Origin of the sequence: Citrobacter sp. C348 (genome assembly GCF_047467975.1) — a bacterium.
Lineage (GTDB): Bacteria > Pseudomonadota > Gammaproteobacteria > Enterobacterales > Enterobacteriaceae > Citrobacter > Citrobacter gillenii.
Window position 1 is genome coordinate 376001 of sequence record NZ_JASJUJ010000003.1, and the last position, 16698, is coordinate 392698.

Below are 16698 nucleotides of genomic sequence, written 5' to 3' on the forward strand. Positions count from 1 at the left end.
TAGTCAATCGTAATTCAGGTCAATCTCGTTGAATTTATTGTCGCGATTCTGAATCACGCGCATCAACCAACACCATTAACAACGGTCCCGCCTTTTCCAGTCCTTTTAATCCATCCTTAATCCAGACCCCTTTCCCACGCCAGGCCAACCGCGCAGCATGATCAAACTGGTCATAGTCCACCGGATACACCAGCGCCGGAATATTCTTTTGCAAGCAATGCCACATTATTCCTGCACCACCATGGTGAATGACCGCATCATAGTGCGTTAGCCAGTCATCGTAGTTCACCCAGGATACACGGTAGACATTGTCCTGCCGCTGCGATTCCGCTGCACAATGATGCCCATCAGTGAAATGAAAAACCCACTCGGGCAACGTACTTGCCAGCACGATAACGGCTTGCATTACCGCATCTTTATGCCAGTCCAGATGTGTACCGAGCGTCACCAGCACATGGCGTTTATTTACTTCAAAGGGCGGTGCAACGCCTTGCGATGGCGGCGTGTAGAGCGCCGGGCCGATAAAACTAACCGCAGCGGGCCAGCGACGCGGGAATTCGAATGTTTCTTCGCTTAGTGCCAGTATACGCAGCGGTGAGTAAGCACTTTCGCTGCCATCCTGCCGATACAGGCGCGTGATACCGGTCTGGCGAATAACGTCGCGAAATAGCCAGAACACGGCCAGTTTGAACAGTCGCACTTTTTTACGCTGGAGCGCGTGCCACCCATGCTGAATCGCGTTCTGCGCGGGCATTAACCCGCCGCAATACGCAGGAGCGCCATCGGAGGTTTCCAGCACACAGGGTGACGGCAGACTACTCCACCAGGGGATATCCAACCTGCGACAAACTTCGCCGACAATGGGCAGTGTAAAGTCCGCTATCGCCAGATCCGGCGTACCTTCGCGCAGCCACAGATGTTCCAGTTCATCGGCAAAATTTTTCAATAACCCCACCACGTGGCGAAACTGCCGATACAGCCGCAGCGGATGGGAGCCAACCGCATATTTCGGATTCACCACCTCCAACAGCGGCGTATCGTAATCACCATGCAAAGACAGCCCCATCAGCCCCGCCGCCGCAACAGAAGTAGCCACGCCGTGCGTGCTAATAATCCGCACCTGATAGCGTTCAGACAGCGCCCGCCCCATCGCCAGCACCGGATGTAAATGGCCGGAAAACGGCGGTGCCAGCAAATCAATGCGGGTGACACCCGCGGGGATCAGATCAAATAAACGCTGCATCTACGCACCCTGTTTGCCTGTATCAGCAATAAACCGCCGACACAGCGCCGCCAGTTGCGGCTGTTCAAGATAATTCATATGGCTGCAGGCAATGCGTTGGTCTGCCTGGCGAAACCAGCAACGAGAAATCCAGTCCTGATCGCCTTGTACCAGCAAGTGATGGCAGTCCGGTCGGCGGCCCGCCACCGGTCCAAAAGCAAAAACACTGACGCGCGCCAACCACTCTGGCGGTAAGTGCAGTTGGTTAAACAGTTCCAGTCCGCAACTGCCGGAAAGCAACAACGTATGGCTTGCTGACGCCAGCATCTCCAGCGCCTGTTGTCGGTAGCGAAGGGCAAAGCTGACGTGCTGCGCGCCAAGGTATTCCCGCGCATTGTTGACACTGGCGCGTAGCAGGCCGGTTGCCAGCCATGGCACGGACTGTACGGTCCACGGAAAATTCACATCCACGTGCTGATGGTGGCCGACGACCTGCTGTATAAACGTTGCCTGTGCGGGACTGAGCGAGCAGTTATCCGCACGGCTACGGCCAGTAATAAAGGCAATCTGCAAATCCGGCTTTATCATAGCGACGTAAACCAATCATTGCTGAAAATACGATACCGCCGCGAGCGCCAGTAAATAGTCCGATTCACCAGCGCATTCAGCAAATGGAAAGGCTGAAGTAACTCAGAGAGCAACGACAACAATGGATGCGAGGGGATCTCCGCCGCGACCGCACGCTGAACGTAACGCAGCGCCAGATGGCGTATTGCTAATACCCCCAGCAGCAGAGCCGTTTGGGTCGCACCACCAAAGGCCAGAATCACCAGTGCCCACAGCAACAAAGGGTGTAGCCCCTGCAACAGAAAAATAGCCAGATTGATTGCCGCACTTTTCTCATGCATCAGTAGCGTGGCAAACAGGAACCAGCGATGCATTTGACAGAAATAGCGTTTAGCATCGGCAACGCTGGTCTGCACGCGCACCGCAGCAGCAGACTGCACAATACGCACGCCATGGCGAGTTAATAGTGTCGCCATCGCCAGATCGTCCGTCAGATGACGTAACACCGGCACAAAACCACCAACACTCGCCAGCGTTTTACCGTGAATGGCGTAACACATACCGTTCAGCGTCAGTGGCGGCGAAAACGGTAACAGCGGCAAATAGGTCAGGGCTGAGTTGTCGTTAACAAACTGCGCCAGCAAACGGGAAGGCAGGTTATCCGCCGCACGATACCAGGGAAGCGCGGTCACCAGCGTGCTCTCCGTCAGAGCATCCAGCATGTTGCACAATGACTCCGCGCTCAATACTGCATCATCGTCCAGCACCAGAATCACATCACGCGTTACCTGCACCCTCGCCTGTTCCAGCTTAAACAGCTTGGGATTAACGCCCTCTGGCGCCTGAGGAAAGGAGAGAACAGTAATATGCTGCTGGGGATAGCGTACTTGCAAACGCTGCGTGACCCGCGCAGCTTCCGCATCGTCATTGTCAATCAGCCAAAGAAATGCCGCACCACGCAACTGCCCCACCGTCGAGGCCAGTACACTTTCCAGTGCAGGATCGCCGCTGAGGATGGGCTGCATGACCATGACCATATGCAGATCACCGCCACAATGGCGATGCGCAGCGCGCAACATCTTGAGCGCAAAAAAGAGCTTAAACAGCAGAATAAACAGCCAGAGGAGAGCAATCAGCAGCATCCATTCACCGTCCGATAATGTTGTAAAAAATCCTGCACGCAGTGGTGAAGATCCTCGTTTGGCGCGCCAAAATCCTCGCACATCGCCGTGATATTCAGCGTGGCAGAATAACTAAACACCGCAACACCAAAACGGGTGATCGGCGGCTCACCCGCCAGCGGAAACCAACGCCATAGCCACTCCAGCGCACCCGCGACGTGCAACGCCGTGTCAGGATGCACCGTTTTCACCGGCAACGGCAGACTCAACTGCCGCAGCACATCGTCCAGAAATGCCGCCGTCTCCACGGGTTGCCCCGCCGAAATGTTATAGCAGCGTCTTAGTTGAGGATGGCGAGCCGCCCGCAGCAGATAATCACACAGCATTCCAACTGGCATAATCTCGGCCTGCGCTGGCGTGATGTCGCTTCGCAACCTGACCAGTTGTCTTTTTCTCGCCGCGTTCAGCAACGGTGGGAACAGTAACCGGTCGCCCGCGCCGAACACCGCGCAAGGGCGAAAAATCGTTTTCTCGCCACGATAGGCGTTCACCAACGCTTCTGCCTGATACTTACTACGGCCATACTCACTGGTAAAATCCGCCCCGGAGACCTCGCTCTCACGCAAGTTGAATTGATGGGCAAAGCGATAGTAGACCGCAGCGCTCGACAGCAAGATCAAGCGGGGGAAACCATGTTGATTGCAAAAGTCGATCACCTGCCGGGTCGTTTCTACATTGTCGCGTTCATATTCCTGCGGCGTTCCCCAGGGGGACGTTCTGCCCGCCGCGTGAATGACCACATCAGGTATAAAGTTGAGTTGCGCCAGCCTCTCCAGCGACAGCGCGTGATAGCGCAACGTCTGCGGAAGATCATGCCCTGGCCGCCTTCCGACGCCGCAAAGTTCAAGATTGGCACAGTCAGCAAAGCGGCGCAAAAACGCGCTGCCGATAAATCCCGATGCGCCGGTTAGCAAAATTTTCACCCTAATGCTCCTGTCGTCGGCAACCGCGTCTCACCGCAGCCGGGCGAACACAGTAGAGTTAACGTCATTCCCTTCTCCACTGGCAAATAATTCGCCGACGTTTACTGTCAAATTGCGTCGGCGGTGTTTGTGACACCAGCAACCAGGCAAGACGTGAAGTGTCGATTCCCTGACAGGTAAACAACTGCTCCAGCGCTACACGGCACTGTTCCAGTACAGTTTGGTTGCAGTTTGCTATCAATTCGAGATCCCCGGCCGCGATTTGCATCAGCCGATAATCCGCCGTCAAGGGCAACATCTGCGCCAGCACGCGGCTACAGGGGTCGGCAAACACCGTCTGCGCAGTGCCATCGCAGCCCGGCAGTAACAGTTGGTCATCTTGACGCCCTTCAATCCGTTCAAGCGCGCGCGTCACACTGCCACAAGCACAGGGCTTGTCGCTGGCGACCAACACATCGTCCAGCCGGTAACGTACAATCGGCTGCGTGGTGCGGGTGAAATCGGTAATAATCGGTACAAAACGCCGCTCGTCCAGCCACTCTGGCTCGATATAAAGAAACTCTTCATTCAGATGCAACGTGCCGCAGCAACAGGTTGCTGCAAGAAAACCTTCAGTGGCCTGATAGATTTCACCTACGTCGCCAAACACCTGCTGTAACAGGTCGCGATCCTGCGCGTCCAGCACTTCCGCCACTGAAATCACCTTTTTAACATTCAGCGACAATTCCCCCGCCATCACCGCCAGCGCCAACGCGCGCAACACCTGAGCCGGAGCCACAATCAGCGTGGGTGATTGCTGCTCAAGGCGCGGCAACTGCTGTCGAAACGGTGCAAACAGATCGTAGAATGTCAGGCTCAACCAGCGGTTGTTGACGCTATGATAGAGATGGTTATCTGCCCGCAGAAATAGCGCGACGCGCTCGCCGGCAAACAGCCCCTCTGGCAGCGCTTTCGCCAGCACGCCAGCCGCCCAAATTTGTTGCTCCCGTGGACTGACAACAAACAACCCACGTCTGCCGGAACTGCCCGACGACAACCCAACGCTGAACCGGCCTACCTTCGGCTTAAAATCACGGCTGCGCTCGCTGCTCAGCGCGCACGCCATCAGCTCCTGTTGGCGCAACCCCGCAGTATTCATCTCATCAAAATGGGTCATCATCAGCGCTTTATCCATCAGCGGCCATTGCTCAAACGGCAGAGAAACCCAGCGCCGGAACCACGGGCTGTTGCTCAACACCTTACGCCGAAACATGCGCAGTTTTTTTTCCTGCCACGCATGCAGTTTTTCGCGTTCGGTAAAGCGTAGCTGGCGAACACGAAAGTATCGCCACAACGTCATCAGCGGGGTCACAAATCCCCCTCGTGACATAATCGAATCGCCACATCTCCCGCTCGCCACAACTGGTTCATTTTCTCAAGGGTACGCCAGTAAGCGACAGAATCGGTCAATACCAGATTGGCCAGACGCGATGGACCGCGCAATTCCTGATAGTTAGCAGGGGCCCACGCAGCATCGCCTGCCAGTAACACCCAGCCCTCATCCGTCAGCACAAACGCACCGATATGGCCCGCTGCATGCCCGGGAAGATCGACCAATATGATTTGCCCGTCGCTGTCGGGCAGCAAATAGCCCCGTGCAAACGGCGCCAACGCGGTGGGGAGCGTCAGGGTGTCGAAGCTTTCAATAAAGCGTAATGAGGATTCAAAACCAGAGGGGATCAACCCCGGAATAAACGCTTCGCGTAACGCCGCCAGCCCACGCAGTGTGCGCACATGTTGCCACCCTTCCCCGGAACAGATACAGGCAACATCAGGGAAATCACGCAGTCCGGCAATATGATCGGCATGAAAATGCGAAAGAATAATGCCGTCGATATCCTTGCCAGCCAGCCCGTGCGCATCCAGTTGATTCACCAGCGATTGCTTCTCGTCGAAATAGACCGGTGTAAGGTGGCGGTAGACGCGGAAAATTCCAGAACGGGTGAAGTGTTCAAACCACGAGGAATATCCCGTATCCCATAACCAGCAGCGATCGCCGACTTCCAGCAGCCAGGCGCGTGCCGGAAATTTACACACCCGAAACCCGGCGCCTTTTACAGCCATACAGCCAATGTGCGTGCAGTAACCTACTTCAAATTCGCTGATTTTTGCCATATTCCCTCAGCCACTCACCGGTTAATGCGATCCCTTCCGCCATCGAAAACTGGGGGCGATATCCCAGCTCATTAATTGCTTTTTCCGCGCTCAACGTCATATCAAAACTCAGGGTTCCCGCACTGTAGCGGGTGACTGGAGGTTCCCTGTCGAGGCATTTCCCTGCCAGTTCCATACCGCGCGCAACGAGTGACAGCAGCGGCCAGGGCACCGCTTTAACGCGATAACTCAGTTGCAGTTGCTGACGCAGTAGCGCTCCCAGCATAGCGACTAGTCGCTGTGGCTGATGGTTCGTCACGTTATACACACTGCCGGAAGGCAGTGACGGTATACGTGTCGCCAGTTCCATCGCGTGGACCACGTTTAGAACAAAGGTTAAATCCAGTAGCGTCTCGCCGCCACGCGGCAAACGCAGCACCCCACCACCGCGCTGCAGTTGCTGCAATATGCGTGGAACGATGGTGTTATCGTGCGGACCAAACAAACCACGAGGGCGCAGTAGCACAAAGGTAGTGGCGGGGAAACGGGTGACGGCACCGCTAATTTCCTGCTCCGCCTGAAATTTGCTGTTGGCGTAATGGCTGGAAAAAGCGCGCGCACGGTAGCTTTCCGGCAGAACGTAATGATGCTGAAAATCAAAGTAGACCGCAGGGGTCGAAATATGGATAAAGCGCGGTATCTGGGCATGTCCGGCGGCCTGCGCCAACACGCGGGTTGCCAGCACATTGGCGAGGAAAAATTCCGCCTGTTTGCCCCAGGGCGAGGATTTGGCGGCGCAGTGCCACACCGCGTCACAGCCAGTCATTAACCGAATACAGTCATTTTGACGGGCTTGCGTCAGATCCAGCGGGATAAAATGCGCACCGACCTGCGCCAGTTGTTCGCCCACTCGTTGATTACGTCCCGTCGCCACGACCTGATGGCCGTTTTCCAGCAAATATTGCGCCGCGTTGCGTCCGAGGCCGCTGGTTGCGCCAGTCACCAGAACTTTCATGGCAGTAATACCAGGCCAGCCAACGTCAGACCGGCTGCTGTGCCTATCAGCATCACCGGGTTGCCCGGCGTAAACCGACCGCTGTTAACGGCTTCATGCAGCGCCGTTGGGATCGAAGCGGCAACCTGGTTACCATAATGACGATAAATATCTACCATTGTAGCGGCCGGGACATGCAGACGTTTGCGCATATGTTCAAGGGAAAGATGGCTTGCCTGATGCGGTACTACAGTCGCAATATCTGCCAGCGTCAGGCCGCTTTTGTGCAACAACCGGGCGAAATAGTCTTCAATTAGCGAAGAGGCGTAACGAAACAAGGGATAGCCCTGCATATGAAACAAGAAATCGTTTTCAGCCATACCTGCACGCGGATTACAACGTGTGCCACCCGCGCGAATTTCACATAACTCGCTGCCATCGGGGTACATCTCAATCAGACTGGCGACAATACCGCTGCGCCCGTTGCCACGTTCGACAATCGCACATGCCGCGCCATCGCCGAAAATAAGTGAAGATTCTTCGTGATTCCAGTCGATGCCGCGCGACGCCAGATCAGCAGAAACAATGGCGATACGTCGGTAAGCGCCACTGTTCAGCAGTCCAGCGGCCACTTCCAGCGCCGAGATAAAGCTAACGCAGCTACTGTTAATATCAAAGCCTGCCACGCCGGACGGCATACCCGCGGCTTTCAGAATATGAATGGCGCTGCACGGTAACGCCTGTACAGCTACCGCAGAGGCGCAAATCAACAGATCAATTGAAGAGGGGGCGAGGCTACCCGCTTTTAGCGCCTGATGTAGCGCCTGTGCCGCCAGTCCCGCCTGGCTGTCGTGCAAAGAGGCGTGATAACGATGAACAATACCACAACGTTTTTCCACATAACCCACCGCTTTGCCGAATCTGCTATCCAGTTCGGCAGAGGTGACGCACGTTGACGGTAAGGCAATTCCTGTCGCGATAATCTTGCACTTTGTGACAGGCAAGTCAGAGTGTGTTTTTTCCATAAAACCAACTGTTGTCTTATTCCATAGAACATTATTACTTAATCAATTCCAAATTACCCGGGCTGATTTTACTGACTCAAGCGCGGAAGAACCGGAGCGTACACATAGTACGTGAGGATTCTGAGCACTGCCCAGGTTCGAAATGGCAAGCAAAATAGTCCTAATGGAATAGGTTCTAAGCAGGCTTTTTGCTTTATATCTGATAATCAATCATTACTTCATCATCTGGCTCCATCGCTTGTCGTTTGATCTCCTCCACGGATAACCCTGCATTGCATAACTCGATGAATCGCCAAACGTAATTACGTTGTAATTGACCGCGTTTCAAGCCAAGCCAGACAGTATTGGCATCGAATAAATGCCGGGTATCAAGACGGGTGAGCGTCCCCTCTTCCTGCTCACCGCTGGATTGCTCCGCCACCAGCCCAATGCCCAGTCCCAGCGCCACATAGGTCTTGATCACATCAGAGTCCTGCGCGCTGAGAATAATATCTGGCAGTAATCCTTTGCGGGCAAATGCCTCATCAATACGTGAGCGCCCGGTAATGCCCTGGCGGTAAGTAATGAGCGGCCAGCGAGCAATGGCCTCCAGCGTCAGCGGGGACATCAGGACTAACGGATGATCGTGAGGTACGAGCAGACTGTGATGCCAACGAAACCATGGAAAAGCCACCAAGAGTGGATCGCTGCTTAACCGCTCGCTGGCAATACCGATATCTGCCCCACCATTTTGCAATAGTGCGTCGATTTCCTGCGGCGTGCCCTGAATTAACTCCAGGCGAACCTCAGGGAAGAGTTCGCGAAACGCTTTAATCACCGCAGGAAGGCTATAACGTGCCTGCGTATGGGTAGTGGCAATCGTCAGCACTCCGGAAGTGTCATTGGTAAACAGATCGGCAAGTCGGCGAACATTGCTGGCTTCATTGAGAATACGTTCAGCGATAACCAGCAGGGCTTTACCCGGTTCAGTCATACCAAGCAGGCGTTTACCGCGGCGGATAAATATTTCGATACCCAGTTCATCTTCAAGCTCACGAATATGACGGCTTACCCCCGATTGCGAGGTATAAAGGATATTCGCGACCTCCGTCAGGTTGTAATCCTGACGTGCCGCTTCACGGATGATTTTAAGTTGCTGGAAATTCACTCTACGCTCCGGATACATCAGACATTACGCTATTGTTAAAGTCTGATGACCGGCATAACAAATAATAAAAACCTGCATCTTATTCCTGCACGGAATAAGGTTTAACTCACTAACTGCAGTTCACGGTTTTCCAGTGCCGGGCTACCGACAAGCGACAACAGGATCTCTTTCACCGCCTGAGCCTGAGGCGATAAACTCCCCCTGGCCGACACGTTCAACGATAACGGCAAACTCATCGATGGGGTGGTAATACGCGCCATCCAGCCATTTGCCGCATTGCAGAGTGAACGAGCAGCGGACTCCGGTAAAACAGTCACCCCCATGCCACTGGCAATCGCTGCGGTTAAGGTGGAAATAGACTCAATTTCCCCAATCACTTTGGCCGTTAAACGGCGTAATGAAAATGCTTCATCTACACGTAAACGCACCGCGCTGTAATCCCGGGGAAGAAACAGATTCATCTGGGCTACAGCGGCTAAATCAACACTTTGCCCTGGACAATCTCGTGTGCCGACAAGGAAAAGATCCTCTTTTAGCAATGGCTGGCTAGTAATACCTGCGATCGGAGAACGTTCGTAGAGTACGGCCATATCGAGCTGACCACTGAGCAACTTTTCGTTTAGCGCCGCACCACTGTTCTCATGCAGGTAGATCAGCACCTCTGGCAGTTCGGCGCGCACGGTCTGTAATAACGGCATGGTGATAGATGACGCTGCCGTCCCGGGGGCAAGGCCAATAGACACCTGGCCGCTCAAGGTCTGTCCGATATTACTGACGGCAAGCTGCGCCTGCTCGCACTGCCGCAAAATCGTGCGGGCGTGGGTATAAAGCACCTTTCCAGCGTCAGTCGGTGTCACGCCGCGCTTAGTACGAATCAGCAACTGTTGATCCAGTTCGCCTTCCAGCGTAGCAACCTGTTGGCTCAACGCGGGTTGCGCAATATGCAACACTTCCGCTGCCTGGGTCAGGCTACCAATATCGACGATTTTTACGAAATATTTCAGCCGTCTGAAGTTCATTTTGCCTCCTGTCGGAATACCAGAACCCGTGCTGGCAGTCATGTTCATCAGGTTTGCAAAATGCTTGCCAGTTTCGAGTGAGTACGGGCCGCAGCGCTCAGTGCCCGTAAAACAAGGCCTGGAGGTCAATGATAAATATTCTTTACCCTGGCAGCCGTCTTTTCCTCTGCCCCACCACATGCTGTGGCGCACCAGAATAGGGCAACAATCTAAAAAGCGGGAAAGATCGCCGCTTTGTTGATTTTGTCAGCAAACAAACTCGCAATTGCATTTACCCCTTTGACAACACCCGCGCCCCTCGCTAATATGCGCCTCGTTCACACGATTCCTCTGTAGTTCAGTCGGTAGAACGGCGGACTGTTAATCCGTATGTCACTGGTTCGAGTCCAGTCAGAGGAGCCAAATTATTGTTTTCGTGCAGCTTCATTAATGCCTGTATGGTTTTAATACAACAGCTTAGCGTGAAAACTTCTCCTGATGCATTTTGATTTTATCCTCCGCATCGGGAAAAATTGGTGGTCAAATCTGGGGTCCGGTTCGTTCTATTATGGAGTGACCCCATATGTCTCTTACCGATACCAAAATCCGCAGTCTCAAACCATCTGATAAACCCTTTAAAGTTTCCGATTCCCACGGTCTGTATCTCTTGGTCAAACCAAGCGGTTCACGTCACTGGTATCTCAAGTACCGTATTAAGGGTAAAGAATCCCGTATTGCACTCGGTGCCTACCCAGTCATCTCCCTCTCAGACGCCCGTAGTCAACGTGAAGGTATTCGCAAAATGCTGGTACTGAACATCAATCCGGCAGAGCAGCGAGCAACTGAACGCAGTTCACGCATACCGGCGAAAGTGTTTAGAAACGTGGCGCTGGCGTGGCATAAGAGCAATAAACAATGGTCACAAAATACAGCCGACCGTCTGCTGGCTAGCATGAGTAATCATATCTTCCCAGTCATTGGCACCATGTCAGTTTCAGAACTGAAACCCCGCCACTTCATCACTTTATTAAAAGGAATTGAGGAAAAGGGTCTACTGGAAGTTGCATCCCGTACACGCCAATACCTCCGGAATATCATGCGCTACGCCGTGCATCATGGATTAATCGATTTTAATCCGGCAGCAAACCTGGACGGGGTGACGGCTCCACCACTAAAACATCACTACCCCGCTCTACCGCTGGAGCGTCTTCCAGAACTGCTTGAGAGCATTGAGAGTTTTCAGCAGTGCCGTGAACTCACCCGCCTTGCCATCCTGCTAACACTGCATCTGTTCATTCGCTCGAGTGAATTGCGTTTTGCTCGCTGGCATGAAATTGATTTCGTAAACCAGATCTGGACAATACCCGCCACGCGCGAAGCTATTAAAGGAGTGCGTTACTCTGGTCGTGGTGCCAAAATGCGCAGGCCTCATATCGTACCCCTCTCACAACAGTCGATCGCTATCTTGAAAAAGATTAAGGATATCTCTGGAGATAATGCACTCGTGTTCCCCGGGGACCATAATCCGTATAAACCCATGTGTGAAAATACGGTGAACAAGGCGCTACGCCTGATGGGCTGGGACACGAAAATGGAAATCTGTGGTCACGGTTTCAGGACAATGGCATGCAGTGCCCTTATGGAATCCAGTATATGGTCACAGGATGCTGTTGAACGGCAAATGAGCCACCAGGAACGTAACTCCGTACGCCAGGCATATATTCACAGAGCAGAGCATCTGGAAGCCAGAAAGGCAATGATGCAGTGGTGGTCGGATTATCTGGATACTTGCCGCATATCCTATGTACCGCCCTATATACTGGGGAGAGGAAAAACGACGCTTCAAGCTGGCTAGTGATTTAGTCGCCCTGACAAATCAAAGCCGTATCAGTGCAAACTGATGCGGCTTTTTTGCTTTCTCCAGCAAAAAGGAAAAACGCTGTGTCGTAGATTCACTTGGCGCACGCGGGTTATTCAATCAGAACGACATATTATAATTTTTAATGCCAGTAGCTTCGTACAGTCCGACAGGGCTTAAATCATAATCGATCATTTCTCGTTCTCACCGAGACATTGGCTACCTTTCACAATGCAACAATAAATGATTCTTTCTGTATTCCGTTGTGTTCAAAATGACAGCGTTTAACGGGAACGTGGAAATAATCGGCGAGGAGAGATTCTTGTAAGACACTCTGTTTAGTTCCAAAACAGTAACTATCTTTTCCCATTAGAATACATTTATCTGCAATGTTATTTGCATGATTGATGAAGTGCGTATTCAGGATAATAGTAACTTTTTTCTCCCGCGACAACGTGTGTAACCAATTGATAATGAGAGACTGATTATTAAAATCAAGATTTGATTCAGGTTCATCAAGCACAAGGATGTCCGGCTCTGAGACCAGCGCCTTCGCGATGTAGCACATCTGTAGTTCACCTCCACTGATCTGGTTAACGTCTTTGGTTGCAAGATATGAAGCGCCAAGTCCCGACAATATTCGCGCCGCTTTTTCGATATCCCTCTCCCTAGGAGATGCCAGCATTCCGCCTCGTAATGGGCATCCAAAGGAGATGAAATCAAGTACGTTGTAAGAAAAGTGAACACGTTTGGCCTGCGGAACATACGCCATATGAGCTTTCCGGTTTCCCACTCGGCCAATATGACATGAGCCACTAACCGGCTGATACAGACCGGTAACCGTTTTAAGCAATGTTGTTTTGCCAACACCATTCGGTCCTAGTACGCACAGTACTTCACCTTCATCAATGGAGAAGCTGATATTGTTAAAGGCAGTTTTACTCTTATTGAACGCGAACGTCAGATTATTCACTTCGATCATATCGGTTACTCATGATGAACAGTACAGCAAATAAAGGCGCACCAACCAGAGCAGTAAGTATTCCAATGGGGATCTCTGCGTAAGTCAGGGTCCTGGCGATGTTGTCGATGACCAATAAAAACAATGCACCACATACAGCCGAAGCCGGGATCAGCTTGCTATGGTTGTACCCGACCAGCGTTCTAACCAGATGCGGGATAACCAGACCAACCCAGCCCACCACGCCAGCGATGGTGACTGATGCTGCCACCAAAATTGAGGCTGTGATTAGCAAAACTGCATTCAACAATTGTGGGTTCATTCCAGCAATTTTGGCCTCATCATTTCCCAGAGACAACACATTGATTTTCCATCGAAGTTTGTAGATAACCAGATAACAAATGATGTATAGCGGGATGAGTCCGTAAACCTGCTCTTTGACCAAAGAAGCGAAACTCCCCATAAGCCAGAAGACGATAGCCGGGAGTTCGTCCTGTGGATCGGCAACATATTTAATGATTGATACAAAAGACATAAACACCGAAGCCACTATGATGCCCGACAGGATAGTCGTGAGCTCCCCATTGTTTTTCTTGAAATGGCAAAGTCCCATCACGCATAAAAGGCTGACAATGCCAAAGAAGAAAGAGGAAAAAGCGCTGATTTGTAGTGGAAAACCTAGCAGTATCCCAAGTGCTGCGCCGAACGCTGCGGCGGAAGATGTACCGAGCACATCCGGGCTCGCCAGCGCATTTCGCAACACCGCTTGATACGTCACGCCTGCTACTGATAGCCCTGCCCCTACCATCATGACGGCAATAATCCTTGGCAACCGTAGATTGCATATAACCGAGAATCCTGCGCTCAAACAACAGCGACCATTATCATGTAATACCTCCGTCATTATTTCGGGTAAAGATAATGTATAGCGGCCTATGAACAAAGAAATCATAGCCACAATCAGTAACAATACGATTGAAATCCACATTAGCATGCGGTATTTTTTTCTTTCCTGCATAACTAACCTTTAAAAATAAAAACCTATGCGCCTGATTACTTCATTACCGCTGTCTTAACTCATCGGTTAATAGCGCGTCCGGAATTTCATAATCAAACACTTTTTTATAGTGTAACCGCGTTGCAACTTTCAATTCTGCATCTGTTATATAGTCAGGGTTAAATTTATTAATCATAAACAATGGTAATAGCGCAGTCTCAGCAGACAATCCTCCCCAATTATGTAGCCCTACGGGTGTAGAAAATATTTTCCCATCCTTGAATGCTTTAACATTATGCCAATCTTGCCCGGGATTTTTATTATTAAGAATATCCTTCGCGCTACCAAAGACCACAAATACAACATCGGGATCCCACTGAATTATTTGCTCCATTGAAATATTAATGTACCTGCCAGCATCCCCTTTTACCACCAGATCACTTGCTACATTTTCCATCCCCGCCATCTTAAGATAGGTATCACCATATGTTTTCGGCCCACTAACCTTGAGCTCTTTCCCATCACTCTGCTCAAGATACAATGCCCGAATATGTTGTGATTTGATCTTCTCGGCATAGGGTTTTGCCTCATTGAGGCTTATCTTCCATGCATCCGAAAATTTGTGACTGTGAGGTAAACCAAGGGTCTGGTTAAATTCGTTTTCCCAATAAGTCTGCGTTACTACCGGCTCAAATTTCGTGTCACCGCCAGCATCAAGATTAATGGTGGGGATCCCTGCCCTCTCCAGATTATCATTCTGACTTTTACCATAATAGTAAATAATATCTGGCTGTAGATTTAGTAGGGACTCCATATTTACAACATAGTCTTTATTAATAAAATCAGTAGTGATGCGGTCGATGTCTGGCTTCATATCCTTGAGTAGTTTCATGTTTGAATGCAGAAAAGCCCAAGGCCCAACGCCCACAACATGTTTATATGCCAAATTACTTGCCATAATTACACTAAAGGGACAATTCCCAGTGATAATAATACGGTTAAATTTTATTGGAGTTTCTTCTGAATTGTTTATAATTTGGTTTTTTTTCGTCTTACTCACCTCACTACTACTGGCATAGCTTGCCGTTGATAATAATATTATCGATGATATGAATAATGATAATAATGTTTTTCCATTAAGCATATTTAGCACCTCAATGATTTAAACGGATTGAAATTCAATAGTATCCAATAATTATTTTATTGACAGGTTTACATAACCTTCTTAAAAAAACCAACTCTCTGAGATGCAGACCTAAAGCGAAGATAACTCACCGCCAGAGACATAAATGAGAACAATGCCCCGGCGAAAAGACTAATATTCGTTACATTACGCACAAAATTATTAAAGAAAAACGCCACCAGCACAGAACCAATAATCTGCCCAATCAGACGCGAACTACCTAATAATCCGCTGGCAATACCGCTATTTTCATGTGAAATCGAAGTCATAATGAGAAAATTATTAGGAGACTGGAATAGTCCAAAACCAAAACCACAAATAGCGATCCGCCAGAGAATCTGCAGATCCGAGGGTTGTGCGGGTAGCCATGTCATTAACAGAGTGCCTATCAAAAGTAGTAATAGTCCGGTGAATGCTACCAGGTTGGGCTCGTACTTTTTGATTAGTTCACCCGCGACCAACGAGGTCAACATTGTCGCCAGCGGCCATGCCGTTAACAGCATGCCAATTTCAACGACATTGCGGTTTAATACATTATGAAAATAAAATGGTAAGGAGACATATGCCAGTAACTGCGTACTATATGATAACAAAGACATTAATAAAGACAGAGAAAATGTCCTGTTGCGAAATATCGCAACCGGGATCAAAGCATCAGTAACCTTTCTTTTTTGATTCAAATACAAAGTAATTGCCAGCACGACAAGAATAATCGAGCTTGGGATAACGTCTAACACGTTGTTCCTCGCCAGACCCAGCATCATCGTTGAAAACGAAGCGAACGTCAGGAAAACTAGCAACGCACCCGCTTTATCAAACCGGTTTTCGGTACGTTGCGTCGGTTTGAACGATACAATACAGAGCAGCAATGAAATACAAGCGATCGGTACATTAATAGAAAACAACCAGTTCCAGTTCGCAACTGATAGAATAGCTGAAGCAATTGACGGGCCCGCCGCTGCGGAAACAGAGACCACCATTACATTAATCCCCAATCCACGACCTAACAACCGGGCAGGATAGATCTCTTTAATCAACACCGCATTCACACTTAGAATGGCCGCAGCCCCAAAGCCCTGAATGACGCGAAAAGCCGTAAGCATCATCAGTGTTTCAGAAAGTGCACAGCCTAACGAGGAAAGCGCAAAAAAAATTACCCCAAGGATAAAAATACGTTTGTTACCTATTTTGCCTCCCAATGCAGCAAATACCAGCAATGAAGCGACCACAGCAAACTGGTAAGCATTGATTATCAGGATGGATGAAGCCTCTGAGACGGCAAAATCTTTGCCAATAACAGGTAAAGCAACATTTGCAATAGTGCTGTCCAGCATTGCAATCACTGTACTAAGTGAAACAGCCAGCACGGCGCCAAAGTTTAATTTTTCTTCTTTGATATGTTCAGTTGACATAATTCCTCCCCAGAATAAGTCATCGAATAATGGACTGACTCATCCGATATGTCGGCACACAATTCATTGTTACGTTATAACATTACTATCGATAATG

General features: G+C 50.5%; 15 protein-coding genes and 1 tRNA gene. 2 read left to right on the forward strand and 14 right to left on the reverse strand.

Annotated features, from left to right (window positions below):
• Positions 1–34 precede the first annotated feature (34 nt).
• The 10 genes from QNN86_RS08465 to nac all read right to left on the reverse strand — a co-directional run bounded on the left by QNN86_RS08465 (position 35) and on the right by nac (position 10211).
• The gene (locus QNN86_RS08465) at positions 35–1243 is read right to left on the reverse strand and encodes a glycosyltransferase (protein WP_414210918.1); all 1209 of its coding nucleotides are present in this window, start codon (positions 1241–1243) and stop codon (positions 35–37) included.
• Positions 1244–1810 (reverse strand): hypothetical protein, encoded by a 567-nt coding sequence (locus QNN86_RS08470; protein ID WP_181619122.1) that lies wholly within the window; start codon positions 1808–1810, stop codon positions 1244–1246.
• Entirely contained in the window at positions 1807–2931 is a 1125-nt protein-coding gene (locus QNN86_RS08475; RefSeq protein WP_414210919.1) for a glycosyltransferase, read from the reverse strand. Before QNN86_RS08475 ends, QNN86_RS08470 begins: the two co-directional genes overlap by 4 nt.
• A complete protein-coding gene (locus tag QNN86_RS08480) occupies positions 2922–3893 on the reverse strand; it encodes an NAD-dependent epimerase/dehydratase family protein (protein WP_414210920.1) in 972 nt (323 codons plus the stop codon). Before QNN86_RS08480 ends, QNN86_RS08475 begins: the two co-directional genes overlap by 10 nt.
• Before the next feature lie 64 nt (positions 3894–3957).
• Positions 3958–5244 carry a F390 synthetase-related protein gene (locus QNN86_RS08485; protein WP_181619119.1) on the reverse strand — a complete coding sequence of 429 codons (1287 nt, stop codon included), beginning with the start codon at positions 5242–5244 and terminating at the stop codon, positions 3958–3960.
• A complete protein-coding gene (locus QNN86_RS08490) occupies positions 5241–6047 on the reverse strand; it encodes an MBL fold metallo-hydrolase (protein WP_135321480.1) in 807 nt (268 codons plus the stop codon). The genes QNN86_RS08485 and QNN86_RS08490 overlap by 4 nt, the downstream gene beginning before the upstream one ends.
• Entirely contained in the window at positions 6025–7041 is a 1017-nt protein-coding gene (locus QNN86_RS08495; protein WP_414210921.1) for an NAD-dependent epimerase/dehydratase family protein, read from the reverse strand. Before QNN86_RS08495 ends, QNN86_RS08490 begins: the two co-directional genes overlap by 23 nt.
• Positions 7038–8045: a 3-oxoacyl-[acyl-carrier-protein] synthase III C-terminal domain-containing protein gene (locus tag QNN86_RS08500; RefSeq protein WP_181619116.1), complete on the reverse strand. Its 1008-nt coding sequence runs from the start codon at positions 8043–8045 to the stop codon at positions 7038–7040. Before QNN86_RS08500 ends, QNN86_RS08495 begins: the two co-directional genes overlap by 4 nt.
• A gap of 193 nt (positions 8046–8238) precedes the next feature.
• Positions 8239–9192, reverse strand: a complete 954-nt coding sequence (gene cbl / locus QNN86_RS08505) for an HTH-type transcriptional regulator Cbl (protein ID WP_181619115.1) — start codon at positions 9190–9192, stop codon at positions 8239–8241.
• Positions 9193–9293: 101 nt separating this feature from the next.
• Positions 9294–10211, reverse strand: coding sequence for a nitrogen assimilation transcriptional regulator NAC (nac, locus tag QNN86_RS08510; RefSeq protein ID WP_115258850.1), 918 nt, complete (start codon positions 10209–10211; stop codon positions 9294–9296).
• 326 nt (positions 10212–10537) lie between these two features.
• Between nac and QNN86_RS08515 the strand changes: the two genes are divergently transcribed.
• Positions 10538–10613 (forward strand) — tRNA-Asn (locus tag QNN86_RS08515).
• Between the two features lie 160 nt (positions 10614–10773).
• Positions 10774–12045 carry a tyrosine-type recombinase/integrase gene (locus QNN86_RS08520; RefSeq protein ID WP_414210922.1) on the forward strand — a complete coding sequence of 424 codons (1272 nt, stop codon included), beginning with the start codon at positions 10774–10776 and terminating at the stop codon, positions 12043–12045.
• 229 nt (positions 12046–12274) lie between these two features.
• Here QNN86_RS08520 and QNN86_RS08525 read toward each other — a convergent pair whose 3' ends face one another.
• The 4 genes from QNN86_RS08525 to QNN86_RS08540 all read right to left on the reverse strand — a co-directional run bounded on the left by QNN86_RS08525 (position 12275) and on the right by QNN86_RS08540 (position 16601).
• Positions 12275–13030 (reverse strand): ABC transporter ATP-binding protein, encoded by a 756-nt coding sequence (locus QNN86_RS08525; protein ID WP_414210923.1) that lies wholly within the window; start codon positions 13028–13030, stop codon positions 12275–12277.
• A complete protein-coding gene (locus tag QNN86_RS08530) occupies positions 13014–14027 on the reverse strand; it encodes a FecCD family ABC transporter permease (RefSeq protein WP_414210924.1) in 1014 nt (337 codons plus the stop codon). The genes QNN86_RS08525 and QNN86_RS08530 overlap by 17 nt, the downstream gene beginning before the upstream one ends.
• A 43-nt stretch (positions 14028–14070) precedes the next feature.
• Positions 14071–15150, reverse strand: a complete 1080-nt coding sequence (locus QNN86_RS08535) for an ABC transporter substrate-binding protein (protein WP_414210925.1) — start codon at positions 15148–15150, stop codon at positions 14071–14073.
• A gap of 68 nt (positions 15151–15218) precedes the next feature.
• Positions 15219–16601, reverse strand: a complete 1383-nt coding sequence (locus QNN86_RS08540) for an MFS transporter (protein WP_414210926.1) — start codon at positions 16599–16601, stop codon at positions 15219–15221.
• Between the last annotated feature and the right edge of the window lie 97 nt (positions 16602–16698).

Coding starts and splice junctions, on each gene's coding strand:
- QNN86_RS08465 (WP_414210918.1), bottom strand. CDS start 1,243: ATGCAGCGTTTATTTGATCTGATCCCCGCGGGTGTCACCCGCATTGAT.
- QNN86_RS08470 (WP_181619122.1), bottom strand. CDS start 1,810: ATGATAAAGCCGGATTTGCAGATTGCCTTTATTACTGGCCGTAGCCGT.
- QNN86_RS08475 (WP_414210919.1), bottom strand. CDS start 2,931: ATGCTGCTGATTGCTCTCCTCTGGCTGTTTATTCTGCTGTTTAAGCTC.
- QNN86_RS08490 (WP_135321480.1), bottom strand. CDS start 6,047: ATGGCAAAAATCAGCGAATTTGAAGTAGGTTACTGCACGCACATTGGC.
- QNN86_RS08495 (WP_414210921.1), bottom strand. CDS start 7,041: ATGAAAGTTCTGGTGACTGGCGCAACCAGCGGCCTCGGACGCAACGCG.
- QNN86_RS08500 (WP_181619116.1), bottom strand. CDS start 8,045: ATGGAAAAAACACACTCTGACTTGCCTGTCACAAAGTGCAAGATTATC.
- nac (WP_115258850.1), bottom strand. CDS start 10,211: ATGAACTTCAGACGGCTGAAATATTTCGTAAAAATCGTCGATATTGGT.
- QNN86_RS08520 (WP_414210922.1), top strand. CDS start 10,774: ATGTCTCTTACCGATACCAAAATCCGCAGTCTCAAACCATCTGATAAA.
- QNN86_RS08525 (WP_414210923.1), bottom strand. CDS start 13,030: ATGATCGAAGTGAATAATCTGACGTTCGCGTTCAATAAGAGTAAAACT.
- QNN86_RS08530 (WP_414210924.1), bottom strand. CDS start 14,027: ATGCAGGAAAGAAAAAAATACCGCATGCTAATGTGGATTTCAATCGTA.
- QNN86_RS08535 (WP_414210925.1), bottom strand. CDS start 15,150: ATGCTTAATGGAAAAACATTATTATCATTATTCATATCATCGATAATA.
- QNN86_RS08540 (WP_414210926.1), bottom strand. CDS start 16,601: ATGTCAACTGAACATATCAAAGAAGAAAAATTAAACTTTGGCGCCGTG.